Origin of the sequence: Vibrio tapetis subsp. quintayensis (genome assembly GCF_030409945.1) — a bacterium.
GTDB classification, from domain to species: Bacteria; Pseudomonadota; Gammaproteobacteria; order Enterobacterales; family Vibrionaceae; genus Vibrio; species Vibrio quintayensis.
This window is the reverse complement of record NZ_JAUFQV010000013.1, coordinates 1-24600: the sequence shown is the minus strand read 5'-3', so window position 1 is coordinate 24600 and position 24600 is coordinate 1. Positions and strand designations below refer to the sequence as shown.

Below are 24600 nucleotides of genomic sequence, written 5' to 3'. Positions count from 1 at the left end.
TTGATTATCATCAACGAGTGCCCACACAGATTGATAGGTTTAAATTGTTAAAGAGCTTTCTTCTAACTTTGAAGCCTTTCGACTTTCTCGTTGAAGAGGCGGTTATTCTAGCGAGTTAATGATAAGTAGCAAGTACTTTTTTCATTTAATTTCTAACTTATAAAAAGAAAGAAAAACACGTCGTCTTAATAGCAATAACCAAACTGACATTCTCGCTAAACCCTTACAGGCTCTACCGTGTCAGTGAGTCGGCATTATAGAGACATCCAAAGTATTGGCAATGAAAAAATCGTTTTTTTTCATCAAAATCAGGTTAACCGAACACAAAGTATACGGAGTGTTTTTTATACTTAATTACAACCAATAAAATCACAACTTACCCACAACAAGCTGTGGGTAAGTGAGATTAAAAGTGGCTAGCCATCACTTTCTATAAAGTAAGAAATACGTGTTCGAGGGTTAAGATACTCTCTCACTGCATCTGGCAGCTTAGACGGCAAAATAGCGGCCGTGATTTTCAACTCACTGTCTGCCAAGTCCAATATAGGAGCTTGGTTTCTAGGAACGTTGGAATCATATAGCAGAACATTAGGGTATAAGATTGATTTTGCATTAACAGAGATCACCAATCCAATCATCTTGTTGGAAAGTTGTACGACAGTGCCAGGAGGGTATACCCCCATAAACTTAATCAAGATATTGAGGTCTTCATTATTGTAATGATGCTTGCAGTTCTTATATAGATGAGACAATGCACTAAAAGGGATTTTTTGTTCCGTCGGAATTCGAGAGTGGCACAGGCCATCATAGGCATTCGCCAAGCCAACAATCTGGGAGTATGGGTCAATCTCAATTTCTTTTAACCCATTAGGGAAACCAGACCCATCCAATAATTCGTGGTGCTGAACGATTACTTTCTTTGCGCTTTCAGAAAAATCTTCAATTCGATCGGCTAACTCAATTCCATACTTGGTGTGTAACCGATAGTAATTTTCTTCTGGTTGAGTGTATTTGCTCTTCTTATTAAGTATAGCAACAGGAACACGCACCTTTCCCATGTCGTGAAACAATGCTGCAAACGCCACTTCTTTGATCTGTTCAGCACTATAGCCTTTGCTTTTACTGATCATCATTGCGATAACCGCAACATTGAGAGAATGGAAGTAAATATCTTGGAACTTACTTTTACTACTCATCAAATGCAAAGTAACACTATTGTCTCCCAATAAGGAGTCAACAATGCCGTCTACTAGACCCTGTGCTTCTGTTACTGCATCTGCCGGACGACTGCGAATTTTGCTCATCACCGATCTTAATTGCGAAATAGAACGTTCAAACTCTTTCTCACACTGCTGAACTCTACGGCGGTATGCATTCAATTTTTCTATTCGTTCTTCCTTCTCTTTCCACATTTTTTGCTGAGCAGCTTCAAGTGCACTTTCCGACTCAGATAGAACTTCCGTCGCCTCTTGTACCGGAAGAGGCTGACTGTCGCTTTGTTCTGGATTGATATAGACATGTTTAATCCCCAAGTGACGGATGATATCAACCTGTTCCTGAGATTTAATTTTGAAGCTATTAAGAAGAAATGGATGATCTTTCCAACTCACCGGGAGTCGAACATGAAGACCCGGCTGAATTCGATCCACCGTAATTTTTATACTTGCCACGCTAAACGTTCTAGTCCTTGATAGTCACACTTCCACCATTATAGTGGGAAGCGAATACATTTATTAATAATTAACACACAAATCAATGAAACAAATTGTGACTAGCCCGTCAAGTTGCAACTCGACACTCGAATGAACAATTACACTAACGGCCTTATTGGTGAGTTATATACGTATTGACTTATTCATCGCGATTCCCACATAGAAGAGAGTACTGGCTCACAGCTCGCATGGTTAGGTCACCACTAAAATTAGACGCCCACCTGTATTTATCTAAGAAATAATTTATTACAACCATAAAACTTCCTAAATAGACCATTTAATCTAAAGACTAAAACCAAAACACCAACAAAAACAACCAGATGATAATGTTGTGTTTTTGTTATTGTTTTTGTTTTTTTTACTAAGAATCAGGGAACTTTATCGATAGCATTGATGATACAAAGCTAACCGTAACAGTTCAGCTTGTATACATCATAACGACACAACATCGACCCATATGGAAATAAAAATGAATAAGACATTAATCGCTCTTGCGGTTGCTGCTGTTGCAACCAATGCTTCCGCTGTAGAACTTTACAACGATAACGGAACAACTTTTGATATTGGCGGACACGTTTCTGTTGGGGTTGAAGGTTCAAAAGAGCGTGATACTGCGGTTAATGCTGTATCCCCTCGTATCAACTTTAATGCTACTCACGATATCGGTCACGGCTTTGTGGTTGATGCGAAAGGTGAGTGGGCGCTTAACTACCTAAATGGTGGTGAAACAGCAATGACTACACGTCTAGGCTACGGTGGCATTACACACGAAACCTATGGCCGTGCTGTTGCGGGTACTCAGTGGGCTCCTCAATACCATGTATCTGGTGTTGCTGATAAGCCAATCGCATTTGCTAATGACTTCATCTACGCCGATCACGGTTCCCTAGGTACTGGCCGCGCAGACAAAATGGTGAGCTACAGCAATGACCTAGATTTAGCTGATGCAGGTACCATTAAGTTTGGTGCAGGTTGGCAAGGTGCTCATACCGATACTGTTGATTCTGAAAATGTTGACAGCAACGGCAATGTTACCGTGACCCGCGGCAAAGAGCACTACGGTCAGCGCGCTCAAGTAGCACTAACCTACCTGATTCAAGACTTCTCTCTTGGTTACGCATACAACACTGGTAAAGTTAAAAATAATGACGTGACTTTCAACGTAGCGAGTGCGACTTACGGTACTTACGGCAAAGGTTTGTATGTTGCGGGTGTTTACCAAATCCAAGACGGCACAAAAGACAAATCAAACGACAAGCTAACGTCTCAAGAAGCGCTAGTTGCTTACGCATTTGATAACAGCGTAAACCTAAGCGTAAACTACGAGATGCAAAAGACAGACGGCACGTCATACGATGTTGACTACGCGACTTCAGCCATCCAAGCAGAATACAACTTCACTAAGCAATTTGTTGGCTACGCGGGTTACGAATTTGAACTTGATAACAACACTGCGAGCAAGGAAGGTAACCACTGGATGTTCGGTGCTCGTTACTACCTATAATGCGTTATTAATTTAGTCCATTAGTCCGCAACGCCCACTTCGGTGGGCGTTTTTTGTTCTAAAAACAAAGATTCCCACTTTCGCCTCAATATAGTACTAATCCGTCGATCGCTGATTATATCCGTTCATTTCCCTCCTTCTGCAGTTGCATTTTTCTACTGCATTATTAATCTGCCCATAATCACTTCAAGCGCAGCGACAAGGCGCCGATAGCTATCGATTAATATTTTCTAGGAGGTTTTATTCATGTTGGAAAATACCTTGCTCCAAGATTTAGGGTTTGACCCGAGCGACCGGGTTGTGATGTTTCACTGCGATGATGTAGGCGTCAGCCATTCCACCATCCCCGCTTATCAAGAGCTGTTAGATTTTGGCATTGCGCAGTCAGGCTCTGTGATGGTTCCTTGCCCTTGGTTCCCCGAGGTTGCTAAATTATGCCGCCAATACCCAGATCTAGATATGGGCGTGCATCTCACCCTAACCAACGAATGGCAAAGCTATCGCTGGAGCCCTATTAGCACATCAGACCCTAAATCAGGGTTGATTGATGATAGCGGTTACATGCACAAGAATGAGTACGAATTATGGCGTTATGCAGACCCAGGCGCGATAAAACAAGAAATCACGGCACAGCTAGATAGAGCGTTAAATGCGGGAATTCAAGTTAGTCATTTAGACTCACACATGTTCTCTATGTTGTCTGCCAAAACCTTGCCAATTTTCAATCAGTTGGCTATTGAAAGACAATTGCCTCAGTTTGTTTTATCACCCGAGTATTTTAAAAATCAAGACGGTATGACAAAACACCTAAACATGGAACATACTGCGCACCCACTCACAAAGAAATATGGCAGTGTTTACGATCATGCACGCCACCACAGTAAGCTAGGAATGCCCTGTTTCGACCATTGGGACTCGCTATCCTATACCGACCCTAATCACCGAGTGGAACAGCTAAAACAAAAGCTCTCACAATTAAAACCGGGGGTGACCTTTTTTCTACTGCATCCAGCGCAAGAATCCGATGAATTAAAGGCAATATGCCCTGGAGTAGATTGGCAGATCAGAGTGGCCGACTATCAAGCTATGTTAAGTCCAGAGTTGAAAAATTACATTCACCACCAAGGCATCAAGCTGATCTCTTTTAAACAGGTCAAAGCCATTATAGATGCAAGGCACGAGCTTTCTTCAATGCCGAGTTAAAGTTGGAAGAATGAAGTTTGTTTGATAAGGGGTCTATTGGTGGCGTAGGACTACCAGACTAATGCATGGTTAATTTTTCTAAGTTAAATACAACAAAGCCCCAGCGTTAGCTGAGGCTTTGTCATTTAAATATGGTACCGGTAGGCGGACTTGAACCGCCACGCCCGAAGGCAACGGATTTTGAATCCGTCGTGTATACCAATTTCACCATACCGGCATCTTAAGGCTAGTGCCCTTTGATGTTTCGCATTATACGTATGGCTTGAGCGGGTGCAAGCCTTAATTCTTTAAAAACAATTCGTTTGGCGATTATTTGGTCACTCATGCGCTAGGTGTGCGCTGTATCACTTTAATAAATGCTCACAAGTTTATATGCTGACGCCAGTTAACTCTTATCGGTGAATACCATGAACAAGAACACCAACAAAGCTGGCTTGATGAAACGACTTGCCGCTCTCTTCTACGACGCAATTGTTGTGATTGCGGTCGAGATGATGGCTGGCGGGCTAATCATTGCCATTATCTTTGCTTTAAACGCTGCAGGGTTAATGGGATACGGTCAATATGTTGATGCCAGCGACCTATTAACACGACATCCTGTGTTTAGCCTTTTGTACACCTCTTATCTAGTCGCGGTATGGGTGGGCTTCTTTGTCTTCTTTTGGACTAGAGCAGGACAAACATTGGGAATGCGCGCATGGAAATTACGTGTGCAAAACTCAGATGGCAGCACTATTTCCGTAACACAGGCTCTCATTCGACTTACCACATCCGCCTTTGGGTTGGGTAACTTTACGGTACCGTTTGACCCAGAAAGACGGGCGTTTCAAGATATGTGGGCAAAGTCTGAAGTCATTGTGCTCGAAAAAGCACGTTAACATCACGCTAGCTACATAGAGCCACATAAAAAAGGGAAGCCAGTCGCTTCCCTTTTCTCTTTTTAACTAGAACTTCCGCCGCATCATCAAAAACGCAATGATCAAGAAGACAGCACTAGGGAACAAGGCCCCAAACGAAGGGTGTAACTTGTAAAGTAAACTCACATTACCGAATGTCTCGGCGAAAATGTAAAAGCCAAAACCCGCCACCACGCCCGATAAGATTCGCGTGCCCATTGCAACACTTCGAAGCGGTCCAAAAACAAACGACATCGCCACAAACATCATGACTGCCACTGAGATTGGTTGAGTCGCTTTTCGCCATAAGGCCAAATCGTATCTTGACGCATCTTGCTCAGATGCCTTCAAATACTTTACGTAACTATACAACTCACTGAGTGCTAGTTCAGCAGGCTGAACCGTCACGACTGATAACTTATCCGGTGTAATGGTACTTTGCCACTGCAGGCTATCAACTTGGCTTTTCTCGACTTGGATGTTATCGACAAACTCTGTAATAACAATACCTTCAGTTTGCCAATTATTTTCATCGACATATGTTGCTTTCTTAGCTGACAGCGTGCTTTTTAACTGTTTGTCATCATCAAACCGCCAAACATTAACGCCTTGTAATTCATCACCGTTGGCCCTAGCAATATAAATGAAATCATTGCCATCTTTGGCCCACACACCGCTTCTTATCGAGACAATACTGCCGCCAGATATTGAGAATGCGCGCAGTTCCCTTGCCATTTTCTGTGTCGCGGGAGCGCCCCACTCGCCTAACATCATCACCAATAGCATGATAGGTATCGCGGTTTTCAGCACCGAACCGCCTATATTGGCTTTTGAGAAACCCGCCGCTTGCATCACCACCAGCTCAGAGCTCGTCGCCAGCATACCAAGCCCAATTAGGGCTCCAAGTAATACTGCCATAGGAAAAAACAGCTCAATGTCTCTTGGCATTGTAAGCAAGGTATAAAAAAGCGCTTGCAGAGCATCATAGTTGCCCTCACCTGAAGACTTCAGTTGTTCTACGTACTTAATGATGGCCGACAAACCGACCAAAGTGGATAAACACAGTGCCGTGGTTGCAATAATGGTGCGACCAATATACCAATCGAGAATCTTAAACACGGGCTACCTTAGTCTTCAGTTTTTCTTTAATACGACGAACAAACAGGCTGTCCATACCATTTAACGCAATGCCTGCTAGTAAAGTCACGCCATTTAACGCCCACATCCCAATATACGTTGGAAGACTGCCACTTTGCATTGCCGACTGCGCCGTACTCAATAACAAAAAGTACGTCAGATAAATCAGAACTGCAGGTGCCATTTTCGCAAAACGCCCTTGTCGTGGATTCACCGCGGATAAAGGAATAACAATCATCGTAAGTAAAGGGATACAAATAACCAAAGAAATACGCCACTGCAGCTCGGCTTGCGCGTGATTACTGTCGTCACTCAAAAGTTCTAAGGTTGGTTTCGCCATCCATCCTTGAGAGCCGAGTTCAATTTTCCGCTGACCGATAAGCGTTTCGTACTCTTTATAGTCAGTGACCATATAATCTAATTGAGTCGGAATGCCCTCATAACGCTTACCATCTTCAAGCGTTAAAATCTGACGGCCGTCAGAAAGCTCACTCATGTGGCCAGATTCAGCAAACATTACACTTGGTCGAATGCTGTCTCTAGGGTTTAGTTGCGCAATAAATACGTTCTTCAGGTCTTTCTTGTCGATGTCATCAATAAACACAACGGCCGAACCATCTGGAGAGCGTTGAAATTGCCCTTTTTGCAATAACGCTATTGTGTTATCACTGGCGACTTGTGCATACAGTTGAGCGGTTTGCTGCTGAGTCCATGGCGCTAACCACAACGAATTGAAACCAGCCACAACACCAGTAATCAAGGCCAAATATAACGCTGCCTGAACCAGTATTTTGTTGCCTATTCCGGTCGCATTCATAACGGTAATCTCACTTTCAGCGTAGAGTCGGCCGAAAGTAACCAAAATCCCGATATATAAACTCAAAGGCAACATCAACAATGCCATTGTCGGCATGTTAAGGGCAACCAAAGACATGATCACACTGGACGGGATATCACCGTCGGAAGCATCCGCAAGTACAGCGATGAATTTTTGACTAACAAAAATCAAAAATAGGACAAAAAAGACGGCAAATTGAGTCTTAACTGTCTCGCGGATCAAATATCTAACAATAATCACGCTCAAATTACCTATAGAAAACTTGTTTTTTTAATTGAATCACTATAATTTCCCGTTGAATCTTTTATTTTTTAGTTTTTGGCTAATTGTTAATCAGCTTAATCTGACTTACATTCAAACGCGAATAAGCAAGTTAAGCAGACATTATCTAACATTTAGTTCAGTTTGTCTTCAGGATGTAGGAGTACGCATGGAGTTCAGTGTAAAAAGTGGCAGCCCTGAGAAGCAGCGCAGCGCATGTATCGTTGTCGGTGTCTTCGAACCTCGCCGTCTTTCTCCAGTAGCCGAACAGCTGGATAAAATCAGCGACGGCTATATAAGTTCACTATTGCGACGCGGTGACTTGGAAGGAAAACCAGGACAGATGCTACTTTTGCATCAAGTACCAGGCGTACTTTCTGAGCGAGTACTACTCGTTGGTTGTGGTAAAGAACGTGAGCTTGGCGAACGTCAATACAAAGAAATCATTCAAAAGACCATTAGCACATTGAACGAAACTGGTTCAATGGAAGCCGTTTGTTTCCTAACGGAGTTACATGTTAAGGGCCGAGATACGTACTGGAAAGTACGCCAAGCGGTTGAATCAACAAAAGATGGTCTTTACACTTTTAATCAGTTCAAAAGTGCTAAACCAGAAACTCGCCGTCCATTACGCAAGCTAGTGTTCAACGTGCCTACACGCCGTGAACTCAACCTTGGTGAAAAAGCCATTAACCACGGTCTCTCTATCGCTTCTGGCGTTAAAGCATCAAAAGATCTAGGTAACATGCCACCAAACGTTGCAAACCCTGCATACCTTGCTTCACAAGCTCGTCGCTTGGCTGATGAATACGACACAGTGACCACTAAGATCATTGGTGAGCAAGAAATGGAAAAACTGGGCATGACGTCTTACCTCGCGGTAGGTCGTGGTTCTCACAATGAATCCATGATGTCGGTTATCGAATACAAAGGCGCAGCGGATCCAAACGCGAAGCCAATCGTACTGGTCGGCAAAGGCCTTACGTTTGATTCAGGCGGTATTTCACTTAAACCAGGCGCAGGCATGGATGAGATGAAATACGACATGTGTGGCGCAGCGTCTGTGTTTGGCACAATGAAAGCATTGGCAAAACTTAACCTGCCAATCAATGTTGTCGCGATTCTCGCAGGCTGTGAAAACATGCCTGGTAGTAATGCATACCGTCCAGGTGACATTCTTACTACCATGTCTGGTCAAACCGTAGAAGTATTAAACACTGATGCAGAAGGCCGCTTGGTTCTTTGTGATGCATTAACCTACGTTGAGCGTTTCGAACCAGACTGTGTTGTTGATGTTGCGACCCTAACAGGGGCATGTGTGATTGCACTTGGTCACCATATCAGTGGCGTGATCTCGAATCACAATCCATTGTCGCATGAGCTAGTGAACGCTTCAGAGCAAGCGGGTGACCGTGCATGGCGCCTACCAATGGCTGAAGAGTACCAAGAGCAAATCGCTAGCCCGTTTGCCGATATGTCAAATCTAGGTGGCAAATCAGCAGGCACTATCACAGCGGCTTGCTTCTTGTCTCGCTTCACTAAAAAGTACAATTGGGCCCACATAGATATTGCGGGTACAGCATGGAAATCTGGCGGCATGAGCAAAGGCTCAACGGGTCGTCCAGTCTCAATGCTTGTCCAATTCTTACTGAATCGCAGTGGCCAAGAATCCGAAGAGAAATCTTCAAATTAAGACAAGGGCCGAAAGGCCCTTTTCTTTTTTAAAAGAAACGGTGAATTAAAATGGCAACTGCGACGTTTTACATAGTGAAACCAGAAAGCCCGCAAGCAACAGTTGAAGGCTTGCTGAACTATGTGGTTTTTCTTGCTCAGCATTTCGCAAAGCAGGGAGCAAAAGTATATCTTAATGCCGAAAGTAAACAGCAAGCAGAACAACTCGCTGAGCATTTTTGGCAATTAGAGCCTGATAATTTCACTGCCCACAATTTGGTTGGCGAAGGCCCCCGTTCAGGCACATCAATTGAGATTGGTTATACTGAACTTAAGCCAAATTGGAACCGACAACTGGTAATAAATTTGACGAATGATCTGACAAATTTTGCCCCAGCCTTTGCACAAGTGATAGACTTCGTACCCTGCGATGAAAAAGCGAAGCAGACAGCACGTGAACGGTTTAAAATATATCGTCAAGCTGGCTACGAAATGCAAACCGTCGAAATACATTATCCATAACCAAACCTTATACGTAATGCGACTTCATACACTCAATGAAGACAACCCAAATTACGTATAACGTTTGGTTTAGACACACTAATCACAGTACCCATGAAGAGCGCTATGGAAAAGACATACAACCCAACATCAATCGAACAAGCTCTATATCAAGCTTGGGAAGAGAAAGGCTACTTTAAGCCACACGGTGACACATCAAAAGAAGCTTACAGCATCATGATACCGCCACCGAACGTCACTGGTAGCCTGCATATGGGCCACGCGTTCCAAGACACCATCATGGATACGCTTGTTCGTGCAGAGCGTATGAAGGGTAAAAACACGCTTTGGCAAGTCGGTACTGACCACGCAGGTATCGCGACTCAAATGGTTGTTGAGCGCAAAATTGCTGCGGAAGAAGGCAAAACAAAACACGACTACGGCCGTGAAGCCTTCATCGACAAAATTTGGGAATGGAAAGCTGAATCTGGTGGCACCATTACAAAACAACTTCGTCGCCTTGGCGCATCGGTAGATTGGGAGCGTGAGCGTTTCACAATGGATGATGGCTTATCAGCCGCGACTCAAGAAGTTTTCGTACGTTTGTTTGAGGACGACCTAATTTACCGCGGAAAGCGCTTGGTAAACTGGGATCCAAAACTTCACACTGCGATCTCTGATCTTGAAGTTGAGAACAAAGACAAAAAAGGCTTCATGTGGCACTTCCGCTACCCGCTAGCAAATGGCGTTAAAACCGTTGACGGTGAAGACCACATTGTTGTTGCAACCACTCGTCCAGAAACCATGTTTGGTGATACTGGCGTTGCGGTTAACCCTGAAGATCCACGCTACAAAGATCTTATCGGTAAAGAAATCCTACTCCCTATCGTAAACCGCCTTATCCCTATCGTAGGTGATGAGCACGCTGATATGGAAAAAGGTACAGGTTGTGTGAAAGTCACTCCTGCTCATGACTTTAACGATTACGAAGTGGGTAAGCGCAATAACCTGCCAATGATCAACATCCTAACCTTCAATGGTGATATCCGTGATGCTGCTGAAGTGTTCACCACTAACGGCGAAGAAAGCGATGTTTACTCAACAGAGCTTCCAGCAAAATACCATGGCATGGAGCGCTTTGCTGCTCGTAAAGCTGTTGTTGCTGAGTTTGAAGAGTTAGGGCTTCTTGATGAAATCAAAGATCACGATCTAACGGTTCCTTACGGCGACCGTGGTGGCGTTGTTATCGAACCTATGCTGACAGACCAATGGTATGTACGCACTGCTCCTTTGGCCGCTCCTGCGGTAAAAGCAGTAGAAGATGGTGAAATCCAATTCGTTCCTAAGCAATATGAAAACATGTACTTCGCGTGGATGCGTGACGTTCAAGACTGGTGTATCTCTCGCCAACTTTGGTGGGGCCATAGAATCCCAGCTTGGTACGACAACGACGGTAAAGTTTACGTTGGTCGTAGCGAAGAAGAAGTACGTGAAAAGAATAACCTAGCGCCTGTTGTCGTACTTAAGCAAGACGACGATGTACTGGACACATGGTTCTCTTCAGCTCTTTGGACATTCGGCACGCAAGGCTGGCCTGAAGACACAGAAGCGCTGAAAACCTTCCACCCATCAGACGTATTGGTATCAGGTTTTGACATCATCTTCTTCTGGGTTGCCCGCATGATCATGATGACCATGCACTTCTGTAAAGATGACGAAGGCAAAGCACAAGTACCATTTAAAACGGTTTACATGACGGGCCTAATCCGTGATGAAAACGGCGATAAGATGTCTAAGTCGAAGGGCAACGTACTTGACCCAATCGATATGATTGATGGCATCGGCCTTGAAGAGCTAGTAGAAAAGCGTTGTGGCAACATGATGCAACCAAAACTGGCGAAGAAGATCGAAAAAGCAACCCGTAAAACGTTTGAAGCCGGTATTGAACCTTACGGTACTGATGCCCTACGCTTCACTCTTGCAGCGATGGCGTCTACTGGTCGTGATATCAATTGGGATATGAAGCGCTTAGAGGGTTACCGTAACTTCTGTAACAAGCTATGGAACGCAAGCCGTTACGTACTGATGAACACTGAAGAGCACGATTGTGGCATGTCTTTATCTGTTGAAGACCGTGCAAACATGGAGTTCTCTCTTGCTGACAAGTGGATCGAATCTCAGTTTGAAATCACAGCGAAAGAGTTTAACGCTCACCTAGACAACTACCGTCTAGACATGGCAGCAAACACGCTTTACGAATTCATCTGGAACCAATTCTGTGACTGGTACTTAGAATTAACTAAGCCCGTTCTATGGAAAGGGTCTGAAGCGCAGCAACAAGCGACTCGTTACACGCTTATTACTGTTCTAGAGAAAACGCTACGTCTTGCTCATCCAGTGATCCCTTACATCACAGAATCAATCTGGCAGAGCGTTAAGCCGCTGATTGATGGTGTTGAAGGCGAGACGATCATGACTCAAGCTCTTCCTCAGTTTAATGAAGATAACTTCAATGCTGAGATTGTTGAAGACATCGAATGGGTTAAGACCTTCATCACAGCTATCCGTAACCTACGTGCGGAATACGACATTGCTCCGAGCAAAGGCCTCGAGATAATGATCAAAGTTGCCGATGAAAAAGACGCCGCTCGTATCGAAGCAAACAAGATTGTCCTAACGTCTCTTGCTAAGTTAGATGACATTAAAGTGCTAGCAAATGGTGAAGTAACTCCAGCTTGCGCGACAAAACTTGTTGGCAAGTCTGAATTGATGATCCCAATGGCGGGTCTTATCGACAAAGATGCAGAGCTAGCTCGTCTTGATAAAGAAGCCGCTAAGACTCAAGGTGAAATCAAACGTATCGAAGGTAAGCTTGGCAACGAAGGTTTCGTCGCGAAGGCACCTGAAGCGGTTATCGCTAAAGAACGTGAGAAACTTGAAGGCTACAAAGACACGCTAGTTAAGCTAGAAGAGCAGAAAGCAACGATTGCTGCGCTTTAAAGGCTAAAGGCTAAAGGCTAAAGGCTAAAGGCTAAAGGCTACAATTATCAGGCTGGCACTTATTAGTGTCAGCCTTTTTTATCAACTCATAAAAAATGAAAATGTCTCGATCAGTCGAGTCAAGCGACGTCTATCTTAAATCAATGTGTTTCGCACAGTGTTTAGGGTTTAAATGGACGGGAAATTCACACGATTGACCATCCAAATTGATTGATAGTTGGTAAGTGACTTCCGGCCTGCTATCTGGTGCTTCTACTTGAAATAGAGCACCGGCTTGGTGAGCTCTCATATCAATTGGTACATGGTAGGCCATACCATTAAAAGCCACCTTTGCAGAAACTAAGCCCGACTTATATGTATCAAAATACAAATCGACCTTAAACTCACACCCACCGCCGTGGTGCCATATTTGTTCTGTTGCCACTTGAGTCAACCTCACGTGACGAATGAACTGAATGTATGGGCATTCAAATACCCCCATTCGAGTTTCCTTAATTTGCTGAGGGGCTAACGAACATTGCGGCGCAGCTTGATAGTCTAATAGCCAATCTTCTTCCTGTTCTAGAAAAAGAAGCTCAATACGATTATGGCCAAGCTGAAGATGTTGCTGAATGTCTTTGCTGAATCTTGTTTGGATACCATCACAATCCATGACCGCATTACCATTGATTCTAACTTCAGCAAATTGATGAATACCATCAAATACAAGCAACGCGCACGGTTGTGCCAGCATCTCTTCGTCAATGTTAAAATCATGCATCAGGTGCCATTCTTGCTCTGAAATGGCTTGTTCCGACATCTCTTCCGGTAGTGCATCACTTAATGGAGCAGGAAACATCAGATCATTTTGAGGAACCGAAAGATCCGTCAGAGGAGAGATTTGCCAAAAGCCATTCAAAGGGAGTTGCATATTCATATCTTGCGCTAGATCAATGTTTGAGCATTATAAAGATAACCGCTCACATCGCGCTAGTTATTTTTAGCAGGATCAAAAACGCCAGCATCAAAGCTGGCGTTTATTCAGATGTTACAACTAAAGATTACTCTTCGTCGTCTTCATCTTCTTCTGGTACTAGCGCATCTTCACCTTCGTAAAAAGTACCCCAGCCATCATAAATAATGTCGTACTTCTCAGCTAAGTTAACTAGCTTTTCAACTTGAGCATCGATAAGCACTGGATCTAGAGTCGACTCCATAACAGCGTCGCAACAAAGCAGCTTAGTGCCGTCGTCATCTTCAACTTCTTCCGCTTCTGCCACTTCAAAGCCCATTTTAAAAGCTTCAACAACGGCTTTTTCTAGCGTTGCGAAATCTTCAGCAAACAAATGGTGTTCAATTTCATACAGAGCATCGGGCTCACTGCCATCTTCTAAAAGTGCAGTAATGATCTCACGAGTATCTTCTTTTTGAATCTCGAGTAACTCTTCTACCGATACGTAATCATCTTGTTGAGGCGTGCTCATGCTTCGCTCCGATTTATTGGCTATTAAATGGTTAAATTTATCGCGCTGAATATCGCATGGATCGTGCAAAATTACCACCAACAAAGCCGTGATCCTCGATTTTATTGTTGGATTAAAATACCGACCTTAGTCACAGAAACAAAATATTAACAATTTTTTCTTACCGTCACTATTCAGAATAATAGCCCTAGTGCGTGTGTTTGCCAGTTAGCCTTAAATAAATAGAAACGGCACGAACAAATCCAGGGAACGCTTTGCGGTAAAACTGCATAACATTTCAACCTAACCCACATTTTTCACTCTTTAGTGAATCACCATTCAACCTACGTCTTTTGCTTCTTGGGGCTAAATAGACTCAGAATTTTTGAGTAACAGGCCCGCCTCCTCAGAAGGAATGATTAAAAAGCATCACTATTTTGCTATAAAATGTGCCACCAAAGCCAGATTAGTCCATCAATTCACTGCACGAGAAACTTGCAACTTGATTTCAACCTTGTCATAAATGTGATGTAGCGCTCTTTTGAAGAGCACCTAGGATCAATAAAGAAATAAGGACATTTCCATGAGTAAGTTGTATGTCGGCTCTGAAGTCGGTCAATTACGTCGTGTTTTATTGCACCGCCCAGAGCGAGCGTTGACCCACCTAACCCCATCGAACTGCCAAGACCTATTGTTTGATGATGTACTGGCTGTAGAGGCCGCAGGGGAAGAGCATGACGTATTTGCACAAACACTTAGGGACCAAAATGTAGAAGTGCTTCTATTGCATGATTTGTTGGTGGATACCCTTGCGGTTGTGGAAGCAAAAAGCTGGCTTCTGACCAACCAAATTTCTGATTTCCGCTTTGGTCCTACTTTTGCAAAAGAACTAAGAGCGCATCTAGAGGCCATGGATAACGACACACTTGCCACTATCTTGCTGGGTGGTCTCGCCTATTCTGAGTTGTCACTTAATTCCTCATCTATGATGCCAAAACTGCATCAACCCCTAGATTTTGTCATCGAACCATTGCCTAACCACCTGTTTACTAGGGATACTTCATGTTGGGTATACGGTGGTGTTTCTCTTAACCCTATGATGATGCCAGCAAGACAAAGAGAAACGAACCACTTACGTGCGATCTATCGTTGGCACCCTATTTTCGCCGGCCAAGGCTTCATCAAGTACTTTGGCAATGAAGATTTACACTACGATAACGCCAATATAGAGGGTGGCGATGTTCTTGTTATCGGTAACGGCGCGGTATTGATCGGTATGTCTGAACGGACAACACCACAGGGCGTTGAAAACCTAGCGGCCAAACTATTTAGATCTGGCCAAGCCAAAAAAGTCATTGCTATTAGTTTACCTAAGCATCGTTCATGTATGCACTTAGATACCGTGATGACCCACATGGACGTTGATACATTTTCGGTTTATCCGGAGATCATGCGCAACGATCTGGAAACATGGTGCCTTACACCAAATGGCCCTGATGACATGACGGTAAAACAAGTGCCAAGTTTTATTCATGCTATTGAGCTTGCTCTTGGAGTGGAAAAACTAAAAATCATCACCACCGGCGGCGACAGCTATGAAGCTGAGCGCGAACAATGGAATGATGCCAATAACGTACTAACCGTAAAACCAGGTGTTGTCGTAGCGTACGAACGCAACGTCTATACCAATGAGAAATACGACAAAGCTGGCATCCAAGTACTGACTATCCCTGGCAACGAACTAGGCCGGGGTCGTGGTGGCGCAAGGTGCATGAGCTGCCCGATTGAAAGAGATGGTATTTAGTTGGTTAGCTGAATGCGATAACTGAATCATTAAAGGCCGCTATATGTGGCCTTTTTGCTATTTATTACCACTAAACTTAAAAATATAAATTCACAAATAGTGAATTTATATGTATAAACAACTCATGCATCTCTATTTGATTTTAAAGGACGACCGATGGCTTTCAATTTGAGAAATAGGAATTTTTTAAAACTTTTGGATTTTTCGCCAAAAGAAATACAATTTTTACTCGATCTTTCGGTCGATCTAAAACGAGCAAAATACGCAGGCACTGAAACTCAGAAGCTTGTGGGGAAAAATATCGCATTAATATTCGAGAAGTCATCGACTCGTACTCGATGCGCCTTTGAAGTGGCCGCTTATGATCAAGGAGCTCACGTTTCTTACCTGGGTCCATCAGGCTCTCAAATTGGCCATAAAGAATCAATGAAAGATACCGCTCGTGTTCTTGGCCGTATGTATGATGGCATTGAGTATCGAGGCTTTGGTCAGCCCATCGTCGAAGAGCTTGGGCAATTTGCGGGGGTTCCTGTTTGGAATGGCTTAACTGACGAGTTCCACCCTACTCAAATTCTGGCTGATTTTCTCACCATGATAGAACATGGTCGTGGTAAACAGTTACATCAAATCAGCTTCGCGTATTTGGGCGATGCTCGCAATAACATGGGTAACTCATTGTTAGTGGGAGCAGCAAAAATGGGCATGGACATTCGTCTTGTAGCACCAAAAGCATACTGGCCGGTTACCTCACTAGTGGAAGAGTGCCAGAAAATAGCACTGCAGACAGGTGCGAAAATCACACTCACTGAAGACGTAAATGAAGGCGTTCTCGGTTGTGACTACCTCTATACCGATGTATGGGTTTCTATGGGTGAACCCGCAGAAGCATGGGATGAGCGCGTTGCTCAAATGACGCCTTATCAAATCAACCAAACCGTCATTGAAGCAACGGGGAATCCTCAAGTTAAATTCATGCATTGTTTGCCAGCATTCCACAACGATGAAACAACTGTCGGTAAAGAAGTGGCAGAAAAATACGGCATGCAAGGGCTGGAAGTCACTGAAGAAGTGTTTGAATCTCATCACTCTATTGTGTTCGATCAAGCAGAAAACCGTATGCATACTATTAAGGCGATCATGGTCGCGACATTAGGTCAATAAAGACCGAGAAAGTTTTGATGTAATCGCTTGCGCTCACGTTTCTTCAGAGTATAATTCTCCGCAATTTGTCTGAGGTAACATAAATGTCGCAAGCAACAACACATTCCGTGATTGTCCGTGTTAAGCAATGCTGCTTATCGCGCTTGCCTTTCTGTTGCTATTTGAATTTTTAAAGCCTCCCTTTATAGGGGGGCTTTTTTATGGCATCACCATAGGGAAGAAGAACATGGCGAACTCGCTCTATCAAAAGCACATTATCTCTATTTCCGAGCTGTCTCGTGAAGAATTAGAACTGGTTGTCACCACGGCTAAAAAGCTAAAGTCTGAGCCTAGCCCTGAACTCATTAAAAACAAAGTCATCGCAAGTTGCTTCTTTGAACCATCCACTCGTACTCGCCTTTCTTTTGAAACCGCGATTCAACGTATTGGCGGCTCTGTCATCGGGTTTGATAATGACGGCAACACCTCTTTAGCTAAAAAAGGCGAGACCCTGTCAGACTCTGTTCAAGTTATCTCGTCATACGTTGATGCATTTGTTATGCGCCACCCTCAAGAAGGCGCTGCTCGCTTAGCTTCTGAATTTACCAATGGTGTCCCGGTTATTAATGCTGGTGACGGTGCAAACCAACACCCAACTCAAACGCTATTGGATTTATTTAGTATTTATGAAACACAAGGTCGTTTAGATAACTTAAACATCGCCTTTGTGGGTGACTTAAAATACGGCCGTACCGTCCACTCCCTGACGCAAGCACTGGCTAAATTTGATAACAACCGTTTCTACTTTATCGCGCCAGATGCACTTGCTATGCCTGACTACATCTGTGAAGAGTTAGACGATGCCGGCATCAAATACAGCTTACACCTAGAGATGGAAAGCACCATGCCAGAGCTGGACATTTTGTACATGACACGTGTACAAAAAGAGCGTTTTGATGATTCAGAATACGCTCACATCAAGTCGGCTTACGTTTTATCTGCCTCGATGTTGTCGGATGCCAAAGAGAACTTAAAAGTGCTGCACCCACTGCCACGTGTTGACGAAATCACCACTGATGTTGATAAAACGCCGCACGCCTACTTTTTCCAACAAGCAGAAAACGGGGTTTACGCACGCGAAGCCCTACTTGCTCTTGTCCTAAACGAATCGCTGTAATCGAGGGAGAATTCATCATGTCTAAAGAAACTCAATTGCAGGTAGAAGCAATTTGTAACGGTACGGTCATCGACCATATCCCCGCTCATATTGGTATCAAAGTTTTGAAACTGTTTGATATGCACAATACGCAGCACCGTGTTACCGTTGGTTTGAACTTGCCATCTTCTGCCCTTGGCGCTAAAGATTTGCTCAAAATCGAAAACGTATTCATAACTGAAGCCCAAGCGCAAAAATTGGCGCTGTATGCTCCCAATGCAACCGTAAACCAAATTGAAGACTACGCAGTTGTAAAAAAACTGGCACTAACCTTACCTGAGACCATCAGTGGTGTTTTTGAGTGCCCGAATACTAACTGTATTTCTCACAACGAACCCGTCGACTCAAGCTTCACTTTGATCCCTCGTAAAGAAGACATCCGTCTTAAGTGTAAGTACTGTGAAAAAGCGTACTCTCGTCAAATCATGACGGAATTGTAGGGAGTAAGTGCTAAAAGCTAGGTACTAAAAGCTAAGCACAGAGTGCGATTAAGAAGAAGGCCGATGATTCATTATCGGCCTTTTTTGTTCCCTAAAACTGTGTTTCTTATAACGCTCATCAAATTTCACACAATATTGCTTGCAGCCTAATTGTTATGTTATTACATTGGCCTCACGAATTTATGAGAGTTGATGTGGATGTATACGCAAAAGAATCAAAAGTGGGTCGCCTTATTTTCTGCGATCGCACTGATTTGGCTTAGCGCTGCTTTTGTTAGCCATCATCTGGATGTTCACCACTCGGAACACGGTCAAGCGCATACGTGCGAGTTATATTCTGTTTGCAAGACCACGTTACACACATTTATTCCAGAACTCATTGTTCCCACTCAATTCATTATTTTATTCGCATTCATTGGTTACAGTTACCACTCTCATCTTGCCCCTAACCGGGTAGCTCGCTCACCACCTCAATCTGTTTGTAACGCCTAGACCTTTGGTTTATAGCCGTATAAAAACGGCACTAAATAAAAACAATACAAACATCTATTGATACAATTACAGAACTATTGAGGTATACCAAATGAACCGTACTTTTTCTCTAACTCTACTCAGCACCGCCATTCTATCTGGCTCTGCTTTTGCTGATGAAAGCTTCCGCCAACATGATGCCCACGTACATGGCGTTGTTGAATTTAACATGGCTCAAGAAGACAATGTGCTAATGGTAGAAATCAGCGCACCTGGAGCGGACGTAGTTGGCTTTGAGCATGCCCCTAAAACCGATGAGCAAAAAGCCACGTTAACACAAGCTGAATTGCTATTAATGCAACCGAACAATATTTTCATGCTGCCTGACGCTGCAAGCTGTAAAGTCGTTCATGCACACGTATCAAATACGCTCGAAAACAGTAAACCATCTACTGACCACGAGAAGAGCGAAGATCATGCCCATGCTGAACACAAGCATGAAGAGCATCATGATCACGACCATGACGAGCACAAACACGAAGAGCATCATGATCACGACCATGCCGAGCACAAACACGAAGAACATCATGATCACGACCATGCCGAGCACAAACACGAAGAACATCATGACCACGACCATGACGAGCACAAACAAGAAGAACATCATGACCACGACCATGACGAGCACAAGCATGAAGAGCATCATGACCACGAACATGGCGGCCATGGTGAGTTTGTGATTGAATACCAATTCCAATGCGATAACATTGATGCCTTAAAGCAAGTTGACACCAAATGGTTCACACACTTCCCATCAACTGAAAAAGTTCACGTGAATTTGATTACCGATGAGAAGCAAATCTCAACTGAATTAAGCGCAACGAACCAAAAGATTGAGATGTAAAACTTAGCTAAATACTGGCTATTCTAGTGAAATGAGAGAGCTTGCTTGATAGAGCAAGCTCTCTTGTTAATTCATCAACATTGAGAAGTATCTTCATGTTATCTCCAACACCCCCTGCACCGATGATTGAATTGAACAATTTAGATTATCGCTGGGCCGAACACTTACCCAGCACAATCACCATCGACCAACTCTCCATAGCCCCCAACGAAAGAGTCTTTATTAAGGGACCGAGCGGTTGCGGTAAATCAACGTTACTTGGATTACTTACAGGGATCATCACGCCTCAGAAAGGCGAACTAAAAGTACTAGGCCAAGATCTAGCGAGCTTAAAACAAAGCGAAAGAGACAAATTTAGAGCGGATCATATCGGCTATATTTTCCAACAATTTAATCTCCTACCCTACCTATCCGTCATTGATAATGTACTTTTGCCTTGTCATTTTTCTTCATCAAGAAAAGCAAAAGTAGCAGGCGACCTCATAGAGCAAGCTAAGCACCTATTAGGACGACTTCACCTACCGAGTGCCCTTCTCAATAGCCCAGTCACCGATTTAAGTATCGGCCAACAGCAGCGTGTAGCGGCGGCGCGAGCACTCATCGGCCATCCAGAGCTACTCATTGCCGATGAACCAACTTCAGCATTAGATCACGATAACCGAGCTGCATTTATTGAATTGCTCATGGAAGAAGCCCAGCAAACGAATACCAGTTTAGTTTTTGTGAGTCACGACCCCACGCTAGAGACTTTTTTCGACCGTAGCATTGACCTTACCCAATTAAACAAAGCGATGGAGGAAAGCGCATGAAAGCCATCATTCATCTCGCCTGGAAAAGCTTAACCAATCGTAAAATGACGGCCATACTCACTATTATGACCGTGGCTATTTCGGTTGTATTGTTAATGGGTGTTGAGCGAATTCGAACTCAAGCAAAAGCCAGTTTTGCCAATACCATTTCAGGTACCGACCTCATCGTAGGCTCACGCTCAGGTCAAGTAAACTTACTGCTTTACTCTGTGTTTCGGATTGGTAATGCAACCAATAATATTGATTGGAAGAGTTTTGAAGAATTCAGCAATCACCGCTCAGTAAAGTGGGCCATTCCGATGTCTCTTGGGGATTCACACCAAGGATTTAGAGTATTGGGCACGAACCAAGATTACTTCGATCATTTTAAGTACGGTAAAAAGCAGCCATTGACACTGCAAGATGGCGTGCCATTTACCGGCTTATTCGAAACCGTAATTGGCTCAGATGTCGCTAAAGAGTTGGGTTACACAGTGGGCACTGAAATCATCATCGCTCATGGCATCAGTGATAAAGCGTTTAACCGCCATGATAATTTGCCGTTCAAAGTTGTCGGTATATTTAAGCCCACGGGTACTCCGGTAGATAAAACCGTACATGTGTCTCTAGAGGCGATAGAAGCCATTCATGTTGGGTGGGAATCCGGTGCCAGAATGGGAGACACACCATCAGCACACGATTTAAAAAGTATTCAGTTTCACCCTAAGCAAATCACCTCTTTCATGTTAGGCTTGAACTCCAAAATTCAAACCTTCTCACTGCAAAGACAAATCAACACCTACAACAAAGAGCCACTAAGTGCCATCCTTCCAGGGATTGCATTGCACGAATTGTGGGGCATGATGTCTGTCGCAGAACAAGCCTTACTCGCAGTGTCAGGCTTTGTTGTAGTAGCAGGTTTATTAGGGATGCTCAGTAGCCTATTAACCAGCTTACAAGAACGCCGTCGAGAAATGGCGATTCTAAGAGCGATGGGCGCAAGGCCAAAACACATATTTTTCTTACTGATCAGTGAAGCCAGTACCCTAACCTTCGCAGGTATTGCGACTGGTGTTGGTTTACTTTATATATTACTCGCGGCCATTAAACCTATCGTCGCACAATGGTATGGGATCAGCTTAGAACTTACGACAATTAGCCAACACGAATGGATGCTTTTAGGTTTAGTTCAGGTAGCAGGCATCGTTATCGGATTCATCCCGGCATTTCGAGCGTACCGACAATCACTTGCTGACGGCATGACCATAAGAATTTAAGGACACAAGTTAATGAAAAAAGTATTGCTCATTTTATGTTGTTGGTTTGGCGTGTTATTGCCCGCCACCGCTGAAACACCACCCCAAGATATTTTGACTTTAGATTGGATTGACCTCATTCCTGAAGCGGAAAGAAATCAATTCAGCAACAATGGCATGCCTTTAGTTGATCACAACAATACTGAGATCAAACAAACTAAAGTCGGCAATGTGCGCCCAGAGTTGAACGGAAGCCAGGTTAAAATTCCGGGGTTTGTTATTCCATTGGAAGGGGATGATAAATCTGTTACTGAATTTCTATTGGTGCCGTATTTTGGTGCCTGTATCCATGTTCCGCCACCACCACCAAACCAAATCATTTACGTGAAGTTTGAAAAAGGTGCACCCATTCAACAGCTATGGGATGTGGTGTACATCATTGGCACACTCAAAACAGAAACTATTAATTCTGATCTAGCTGAAACAGGTTATCTGATTGAAGGTGTAGCCCTAGAAGATTACGACGACGCGTAACGACTCTAACCTATGAGGCGTTTTGGTGGTTACCGCTAAAACGCCCCATTGCTAAATAATGAATTGCGCTAAATACACAATAACCACACCGTATATCATCAATAAAACAGCCATTGATAAGCGTTTTTTTGTCTTCGCACTGAATTTCATCACGCCCTCCTCGACTGCCTACCTCTGCTTAGAACACAAAACCCACACAATATTAACAAATCATTATCACAGCTAATAGTCAAAAGCTTGATTAACTTCTAGGACAGACTTAGGCTTTGTGCATATTGTATGAATCCGTCATTTAGCGTTTGGGATAATCTTATGGCAGAAACTCGTCAACCAGTTGTTATTGATCAAGAAAAAGAATCCGTTAAAACCACTAACAGCAGCAGAAAAAGCAGTTACATTCTAGACAGTGCAAGCCGAGTAATGCAAATTGCCCAGGTTCACGGACTCGATGCAAAGCTGCAAGAGTCTGCTCCTGAAAAGAGCACTATAGAACGAGCTATTGACCGCCAGAAGAAGCGCCAGGAGCAACGTCAGCTTAATCTAGAACAAATTCTAAAGTATGCTCATGGAAGTTGCCGAGACGAAACGGCAGGCGAACCAGACGCCGATTGGCTGCATCGTTTTTTTGACATGGCCCAAGATATTCATAATAGCTCCATGCAAAAGCTGTGGAGCCAAGTGCTTAAACGGGAAATAACCAACCCCGGTTCAACGTCAATGAAAGCGCTTCAAATCCTAAAAGATATGTCACCTAAAGAAGCACAAACCCTACAACGCGCAGCTTCGCTTGCCTGTAGCTTTGGCGGTGATAACAGTAAAAAACTACTGCTTGGATTTAAAGCTCAAGGCGGATTTTTGGGGTTTAAAAAAGAAGCGACAAACGCCGTAAATCTGGGTAGCTATCAAATGCCCTACTCTAGCTTGCTTCATCTTATAGAATTAGGTTTATTGCTAGGGACCGAATTAGAGTCTGGAGAAGTCGGGCTTGATCCCGCTGTTGTGGTGACGTATCAAGGTAAACAGTTGGCATTGCAACCAGTGAGTAAAGGCATGCGTTTGCTTTATTATCGTTTTAGCCCAACTGGTGATGAGCTATGTAAACTCTTAGGTAATAAGCCAAATATGGGTTATTACGATCAACTCGTGGCCTTACTTTCGCAAAAATTCACACTGCAAACAGAGACAACAGGTTCCGTTGATCATACGGTTTAAGTGCGAGAATTTTGAAACCAACATACATCAACGTCAAGCTTTTCTCTTTTAATCTTTAACTTAGCTTTTAGCACTTAGCTTTTAGTACTTCGTTCAAAACACAAAAAGGAGAGCCTAAGCTCTCCTTTTTTAAGATGCGTGCTCTTCTAATGAAGAGAGTGCAAAATCAATCGCGATTAAGCGAAGATTTTAGCAACAACACCAGCACCTACAGTACGGCCACCTTCACGGATTGCGAAGCGTAGACCGTCGTCCATAGCGATTGGAGCAATTAGCTCAACCGTCATTTGAACGTTGTCACCAGGCATTACCATTTCTACGCCTTCAGGAAGCGTGATGTCACCAGTTACGTCCGTAGTACGGAAGTAGAACTGTGGACGGTAGCCTTTGAAGAACGGAGTATGACGGCCGCCTTCGTCTTTAGAAAGTACGTATACTTCAGACTCAAACTTAGTGTGTGGGTTGATAGAACCTTTAGCAGCAAGTACTTGGCCACGTTCAACGTCATCACGCTTAGTACCACGTAGAAGTGCACCAACGTTCTCACCAGCACGACCTTCGTCAAGCAGTTTACGGAACATTTCAACACCAGTACAAGTAGTAAGAGTAGTATCTTTGATACCAACGATTTCTACTTCGTCACCAACGCGTAGGATACCGCGCTCGATAC

At 43.7% G+C, this 24600-nt stretch carries 22 protein-coding genes and 1 tRNA gene; 16 read left to right on the top strand and 7 right to left on the bottom strand.

What is annotated here, in order from left to right; all coding sequences use genetic code 11:
* Positions 1-416 precede the first annotated feature (416 nt).
* Positions 417-1670 (bottom strand): cyclic di-GMP phosphodiesterase, encoded by a 1254-nt coding sequence (locus QWZ04_RS06705; protein WP_290326270.1) that lies wholly within the window; start codon positions 1668-1670, stop codon positions 417-419.
* Positions 1671-2181: 511 nt separating this feature from the next.
* On the opposite strand from QWZ04_RS06705, the gene QWZ04_RS06700 reads away from it, so the two are divergent.
* Together QWZ04_RS06700 and QWZ04_RS06695 are read left to right on the top strand one after the other, a co-directional pair.
* The gene (locus tag QWZ04_RS06700; protein WP_290326269.1) at positions 2182-3216 is read left to right on the top strand and encodes a porin; all 1035 of its coding nucleotides are present in this window, start codon (positions 2182-2184) and stop codon (positions 3214-3216) included.
* Between the two features lie 246 nt (positions 3217-3462).
* Entirely contained in the window at positions 3463-4419 is a 957-nt protein-coding gene (locus tag QWZ04_RS06695; RefSeq protein WP_290326266.1) for a polysaccharide deacetylase family protein, read from the top strand.
* A 132-nt stretch (positions 4420-4551) separates the two neighbouring features.
* On the opposite strand, the gene QWZ04_RS06690 is transcribed toward QWZ04_RS06695, so the two are convergent.
* Positions 4552-4636, bottom strand: a tRNA-Leu gene (locus tag QWZ04_RS06690).
* Positions 4637-4826: 190 nt separating this feature from the next.
* Here QWZ04_RS06690 and QWZ04_RS06685 point away from each other — a divergent pair.
* Positions 4827-5297, top strand: a complete 471-nt coding sequence (locus QWZ04_RS06685) for an RDD family protein (RefSeq protein WP_290326264.1) — start codon at positions 4827-4829, stop codon at positions 5295-5297.
* Between the two features lie 66 nt (positions 5298-5363).
* On the opposite strand, the gene lptG is transcribed toward QWZ04_RS06685, so the two are convergent.
* Both lptG and lptF read right to left on the bottom strand, forming a co-directional pair.
* Entirely contained in the window at positions 5364-6434 is a 1071-nt protein-coding gene (lptG, locus tag QWZ04_RS06680) for an LPS export ABC transporter permease LptG (RefSeq protein WP_290326263.1), read from the bottom strand.
* Positions 6427-7530: an LPS export ABC transporter permease LptF gene (gene lptF, locus QWZ04_RS06675; RefSeq protein ID WP_290326261.1), complete on the bottom strand. Its 1104-nt coding sequence runs from the start codon at positions 7528-7530 to the stop codon at positions 6427-6429. Before lptF ends, lptG begins: the two co-directional genes overlap by 8 nt.
* 190 nt (positions 7531-7720) lie before the next feature.
* Between lptF and pepA the strand changes: the two genes are divergently transcribed.
* From pepA to QWZ04_RS06660, 3 genes are all read left to right on the top strand, one after another.
* Positions 7721-9244 (top strand): leucyl aminopeptidase, encoded by a 1524-nt coding sequence (pepA, locus tag QWZ04_RS06670; protein WP_290326259.1) that lies wholly within the window; start codon positions 7721-7723, stop codon positions 9242-9244.
* Between the two features lie 50 nt (positions 9245-9294).
* Positions 9295-9744, top strand: a complete 450-nt coding sequence (locus tag QWZ04_RS06665) for a DNA polymerase III subunit chi (protein WP_290326257.1) — start codon at positions 9295-9297, stop codon at positions 9742-9744.
* A gap of 105 nt (positions 9745-9849) precedes the next feature.
* Positions 9850-12723, top strand: a complete 2874-nt coding sequence (locus QWZ04_RS06660; RefSeq protein WP_290326255.1) for a valine--tRNA ligase — start codon at positions 9850-9852, stop codon at positions 12721-12723.
* A gap of 130 nt (positions 12724-12853) precedes the next feature.
* Here QWZ04_RS06660 and QWZ04_RS06655 read toward each other — a convergent pair whose 3' ends face one another.
* A complete protein-coding gene (locus QWZ04_RS06655) occupies positions 12854-13633 on the bottom strand; it encodes a glycosyl hydrolase 2 galactose-binding domain-containing protein (protein ID WP_290326253.1) in 780 nt (259 codons plus the stop codon).
* A 130-nt stretch (positions 13634-13763) separates the two neighbouring features.
* Positions 13764-14186 carry a ribonuclease E inhibitor RraB gene (rraB, locus tag QWZ04_RS06650; protein WP_290326251.1) on the bottom strand — a complete coding sequence of 141 codons (423 nt, stop codon included), beginning with the start codon at positions 14184-14186 and terminating at the stop codon, positions 13764-13766.
* 562 nt (positions 14187-14748) lie between these two features.
* Between rraB and arcA the strand changes: the two genes are divergently transcribed.
* From arcA to QWZ04_RS06600, 10 genes are all read left to right on the top strand, one after another.
* Positions 14749-15969, top strand: coding sequence for an arginine deiminase (arcA, locus tag QWZ04_RS06645; RefSeq protein WP_290326249.1), 1221 nt, complete (start codon positions 14749-14751; stop codon positions 15967-15969).
* 156 nt (positions 15970-16125) lie between these two features.
* The gene (locus tag QWZ04_RS06640) at positions 16126-17130 is read left to right on the top strand and encodes an ornithine carbamoyltransferase (protein WP_290326247.1); all 1005 of its coding nucleotides are present in this window, start codon (positions 16126-16128) and stop codon (positions 17128-17130) included.
* Positions 17131-17356: 226 nt separating this feature from the next.
* Positions 17357-18286: an aspartate carbamoyltransferase gene (pyrB, locus tag QWZ04_RS06635; RefSeq protein ID WP_290326245.1), complete on the top strand. Its 930-nt coding sequence runs from the start codon at positions 17357-17359 to the stop codon at positions 18284-18286.
* A gap of 17 nt (positions 18287-18303) precedes the next feature.
* Positions 18304-18765, top strand: a complete 462-nt coding sequence (pyrI, locus tag QWZ04_RS06630) for an aspartate carbamoyltransferase regulatory subunit (RefSeq protein WP_290326242.1) — start codon at positions 18304-18306, stop codon at positions 18763-18765.
* A gap of 198 nt (positions 18766-18963) precedes the next feature.
* Positions 18964-19257 (top strand): DUF2607 family protein, encoded by a 294-nt coding sequence (locus QWZ04_RS06625; protein ID WP_290326240.1) that lies wholly within the window; start codon positions 18964-18966, stop codon positions 19255-19257.
* Positions 19258-19348: 91 nt separating this feature from the next.
* Positions 19349-20140 (top strand): zinc uptake protein ZrgA, encoded by a 792-nt coding sequence (zrgA, locus tag QWZ04_RS06620; protein WP_290326238.1) that lies wholly within the window; start codon positions 19349-19351, stop codon positions 20138-20140.
* 95 nt (positions 20141-20235) lie between these two features.
* Positions 20236-20949 (top strand): ABC transporter ATP-binding protein, encoded by a 714-nt coding sequence (locus QWZ04_RS06615; RefSeq protein ID WP_435433590.1) that lies wholly within the window; start codon positions 20236-20238, stop codon positions 20947-20949.
* Complete coding sequence (locus QWZ04_RS06610; RefSeq protein WP_290326236.1) at positions 20946-22205, top strand: ABC transporter permease; 1260 nt, start codon at positions 20946-20948, stop codon at positions 22203-22205. Before QWZ04_RS06615 ends, QWZ04_RS06610 begins: the two co-directional genes overlap by 4 nt.
* A 12-nt stretch (positions 22206-22217) precedes the next feature.
* Entirely contained in the window at positions 22218-22718 is a 501-nt protein-coding gene (locus tag QWZ04_RS06605; protein ID WP_290326234.1) for a DUF3299 domain-containing protein, read from the top strand.
* 312 nt (positions 22719-23030) lie between these two features.
* Positions 23031-23930 carry a TIGR03899 family protein gene (locus tag QWZ04_RS06600; protein ID WP_290326232.1) on the top strand — a complete coding sequence of 300 codons (900 nt, stop codon included), beginning with the start codon at positions 23031-23033 and terminating at the stop codon, positions 23928-23930.
* A 176-nt stretch (positions 23931-24106) separates the two neighbouring features.
* On the opposite strand, the gene QWZ04_RS06595 is transcribed toward QWZ04_RS06600, so the two are convergent.
* Positions 24107-24600, bottom strand: a 494-nt coding sequence (locus QWZ04_RS06595; RefSeq protein ID WP_290326230.1) for an EF-Tu C-terminal domain-related protein, incomplete at its 5' end; no start/stop codon positions are given.

Bases quoted from the DNA above. Each gene is read 5' to 3' on its own strand.
- QWZ04_RS06700 (WP_290326269.1), top strand. From the start codon at position 2,182: ATGAATAAGACATTAATCGCTCTTGCGGTTGCTGCTGTTGCAACCAAT.
- QWZ04_RS06695 (WP_290326266.1), top strand. From the start codon at position 3,463: ATGTTGGAAAATACCTTGCTCCAAGATTTAGGGTTTGACCCGAGCGAC.
- QWZ04_RS06685 (WP_290326264.1), top strand. From the start codon at position 4,827: ATGAACAAGAACACCAACAAAGCTGGCTTGATGAAACGACTTGCCGCT.
- pepA (WP_290326259.1), top strand. From the start codon at position 7,721: ATGGAGTTCAGTGTAAAAAGTGGCAGCCCTGAGAAGCAGCGCAGCGCA.
- QWZ04_RS06665 (WP_290326257.1), top strand. From the start codon at position 9,295: ATGGCAACTGCGACGTTTTACATAGTGAAACCAGAAAGCCCGCAAGCA.
- QWZ04_RS06660 (WP_290326255.1), top strand. From the start codon at position 9,850: ATGGAAAAGACATACAACCCAACATCAATCGAACAAGCTCTATATCAA.
- QWZ04_RS06655 (WP_290326253.1), bottom strand. From the start codon at position 13,633: ATGCAACTCCCTTTGAATGGCTTTTGGCAAATCTCTCCTCTGACGGAT.
- rraB (WP_290326251.1), bottom strand. From the start codon at position 14,186: ATGAGCACGCCTCAACAAGATGATTACGTATCGGTAGAAGAGTTACTC.
- arcA (WP_290326249.1), top strand. From the start codon at position 14,749: ATGAGTAAGTTGTATGTCGGCTCTGAAGTCGGTCAATTACGTCGTGTT.
- QWZ04_RS06640 (WP_290326247.1), top strand. From the start codon at position 16,126: ATGGCTTTCAATTTGAGAAATAGGAATTTTTTAAAACTTTTGGATTTT.
- pyrB (WP_290326245.1), top strand. From the start codon at position 17,357: ATGGCGAACTCGCTCTATCAAAAGCACATTATCTCTATTTCCGAGCTG.
- pyrI (WP_290326242.1), top strand. From the start codon at position 18,304: ATGTCTAAAGAAACTCAATTGCAGGTAGAAGCAATTTGTAACGGTACG.
- QWZ04_RS06625 (WP_290326240.1), top strand. From the start codon at position 18,964: ATGTATACGCAAAAGAATCAAAAGTGGGTCGCCTTATTTTCTGCGATC.
- zrgA (WP_290326238.1), top strand. From the start codon at position 19,349: ATGAACCGTACTTTTTCTCTAACTCTACTCAGCACCGCCATTCTATCT.
- QWZ04_RS06615 (WP_435433590.1), top strand. From the start codon at position 20,236: ATGTTATCTCCAACACCCCCTGCACCGATGATTGAATTGAACAATTTA.
- QWZ04_RS06610 (WP_290326236.1), top strand. From the start codon at position 20,946: ATGAAAGCCATCATTCATCTCGCCTGGAAAAGCTTAACCAATCGTAAA.
- QWZ04_RS06605 (WP_290326234.1), top strand. From the start codon at position 22,218: ATGAAAAAAGTATTGCTCATTTTATGTTGTTGGTTTGGCGTGTTATTG.
- QWZ04_RS06600 (WP_290326232.1), top strand. From the start codon at position 23,031: ATGGCAGAAACTCGTCAACCAGTTGTTATTGATCAAGAAAAAGAATCC.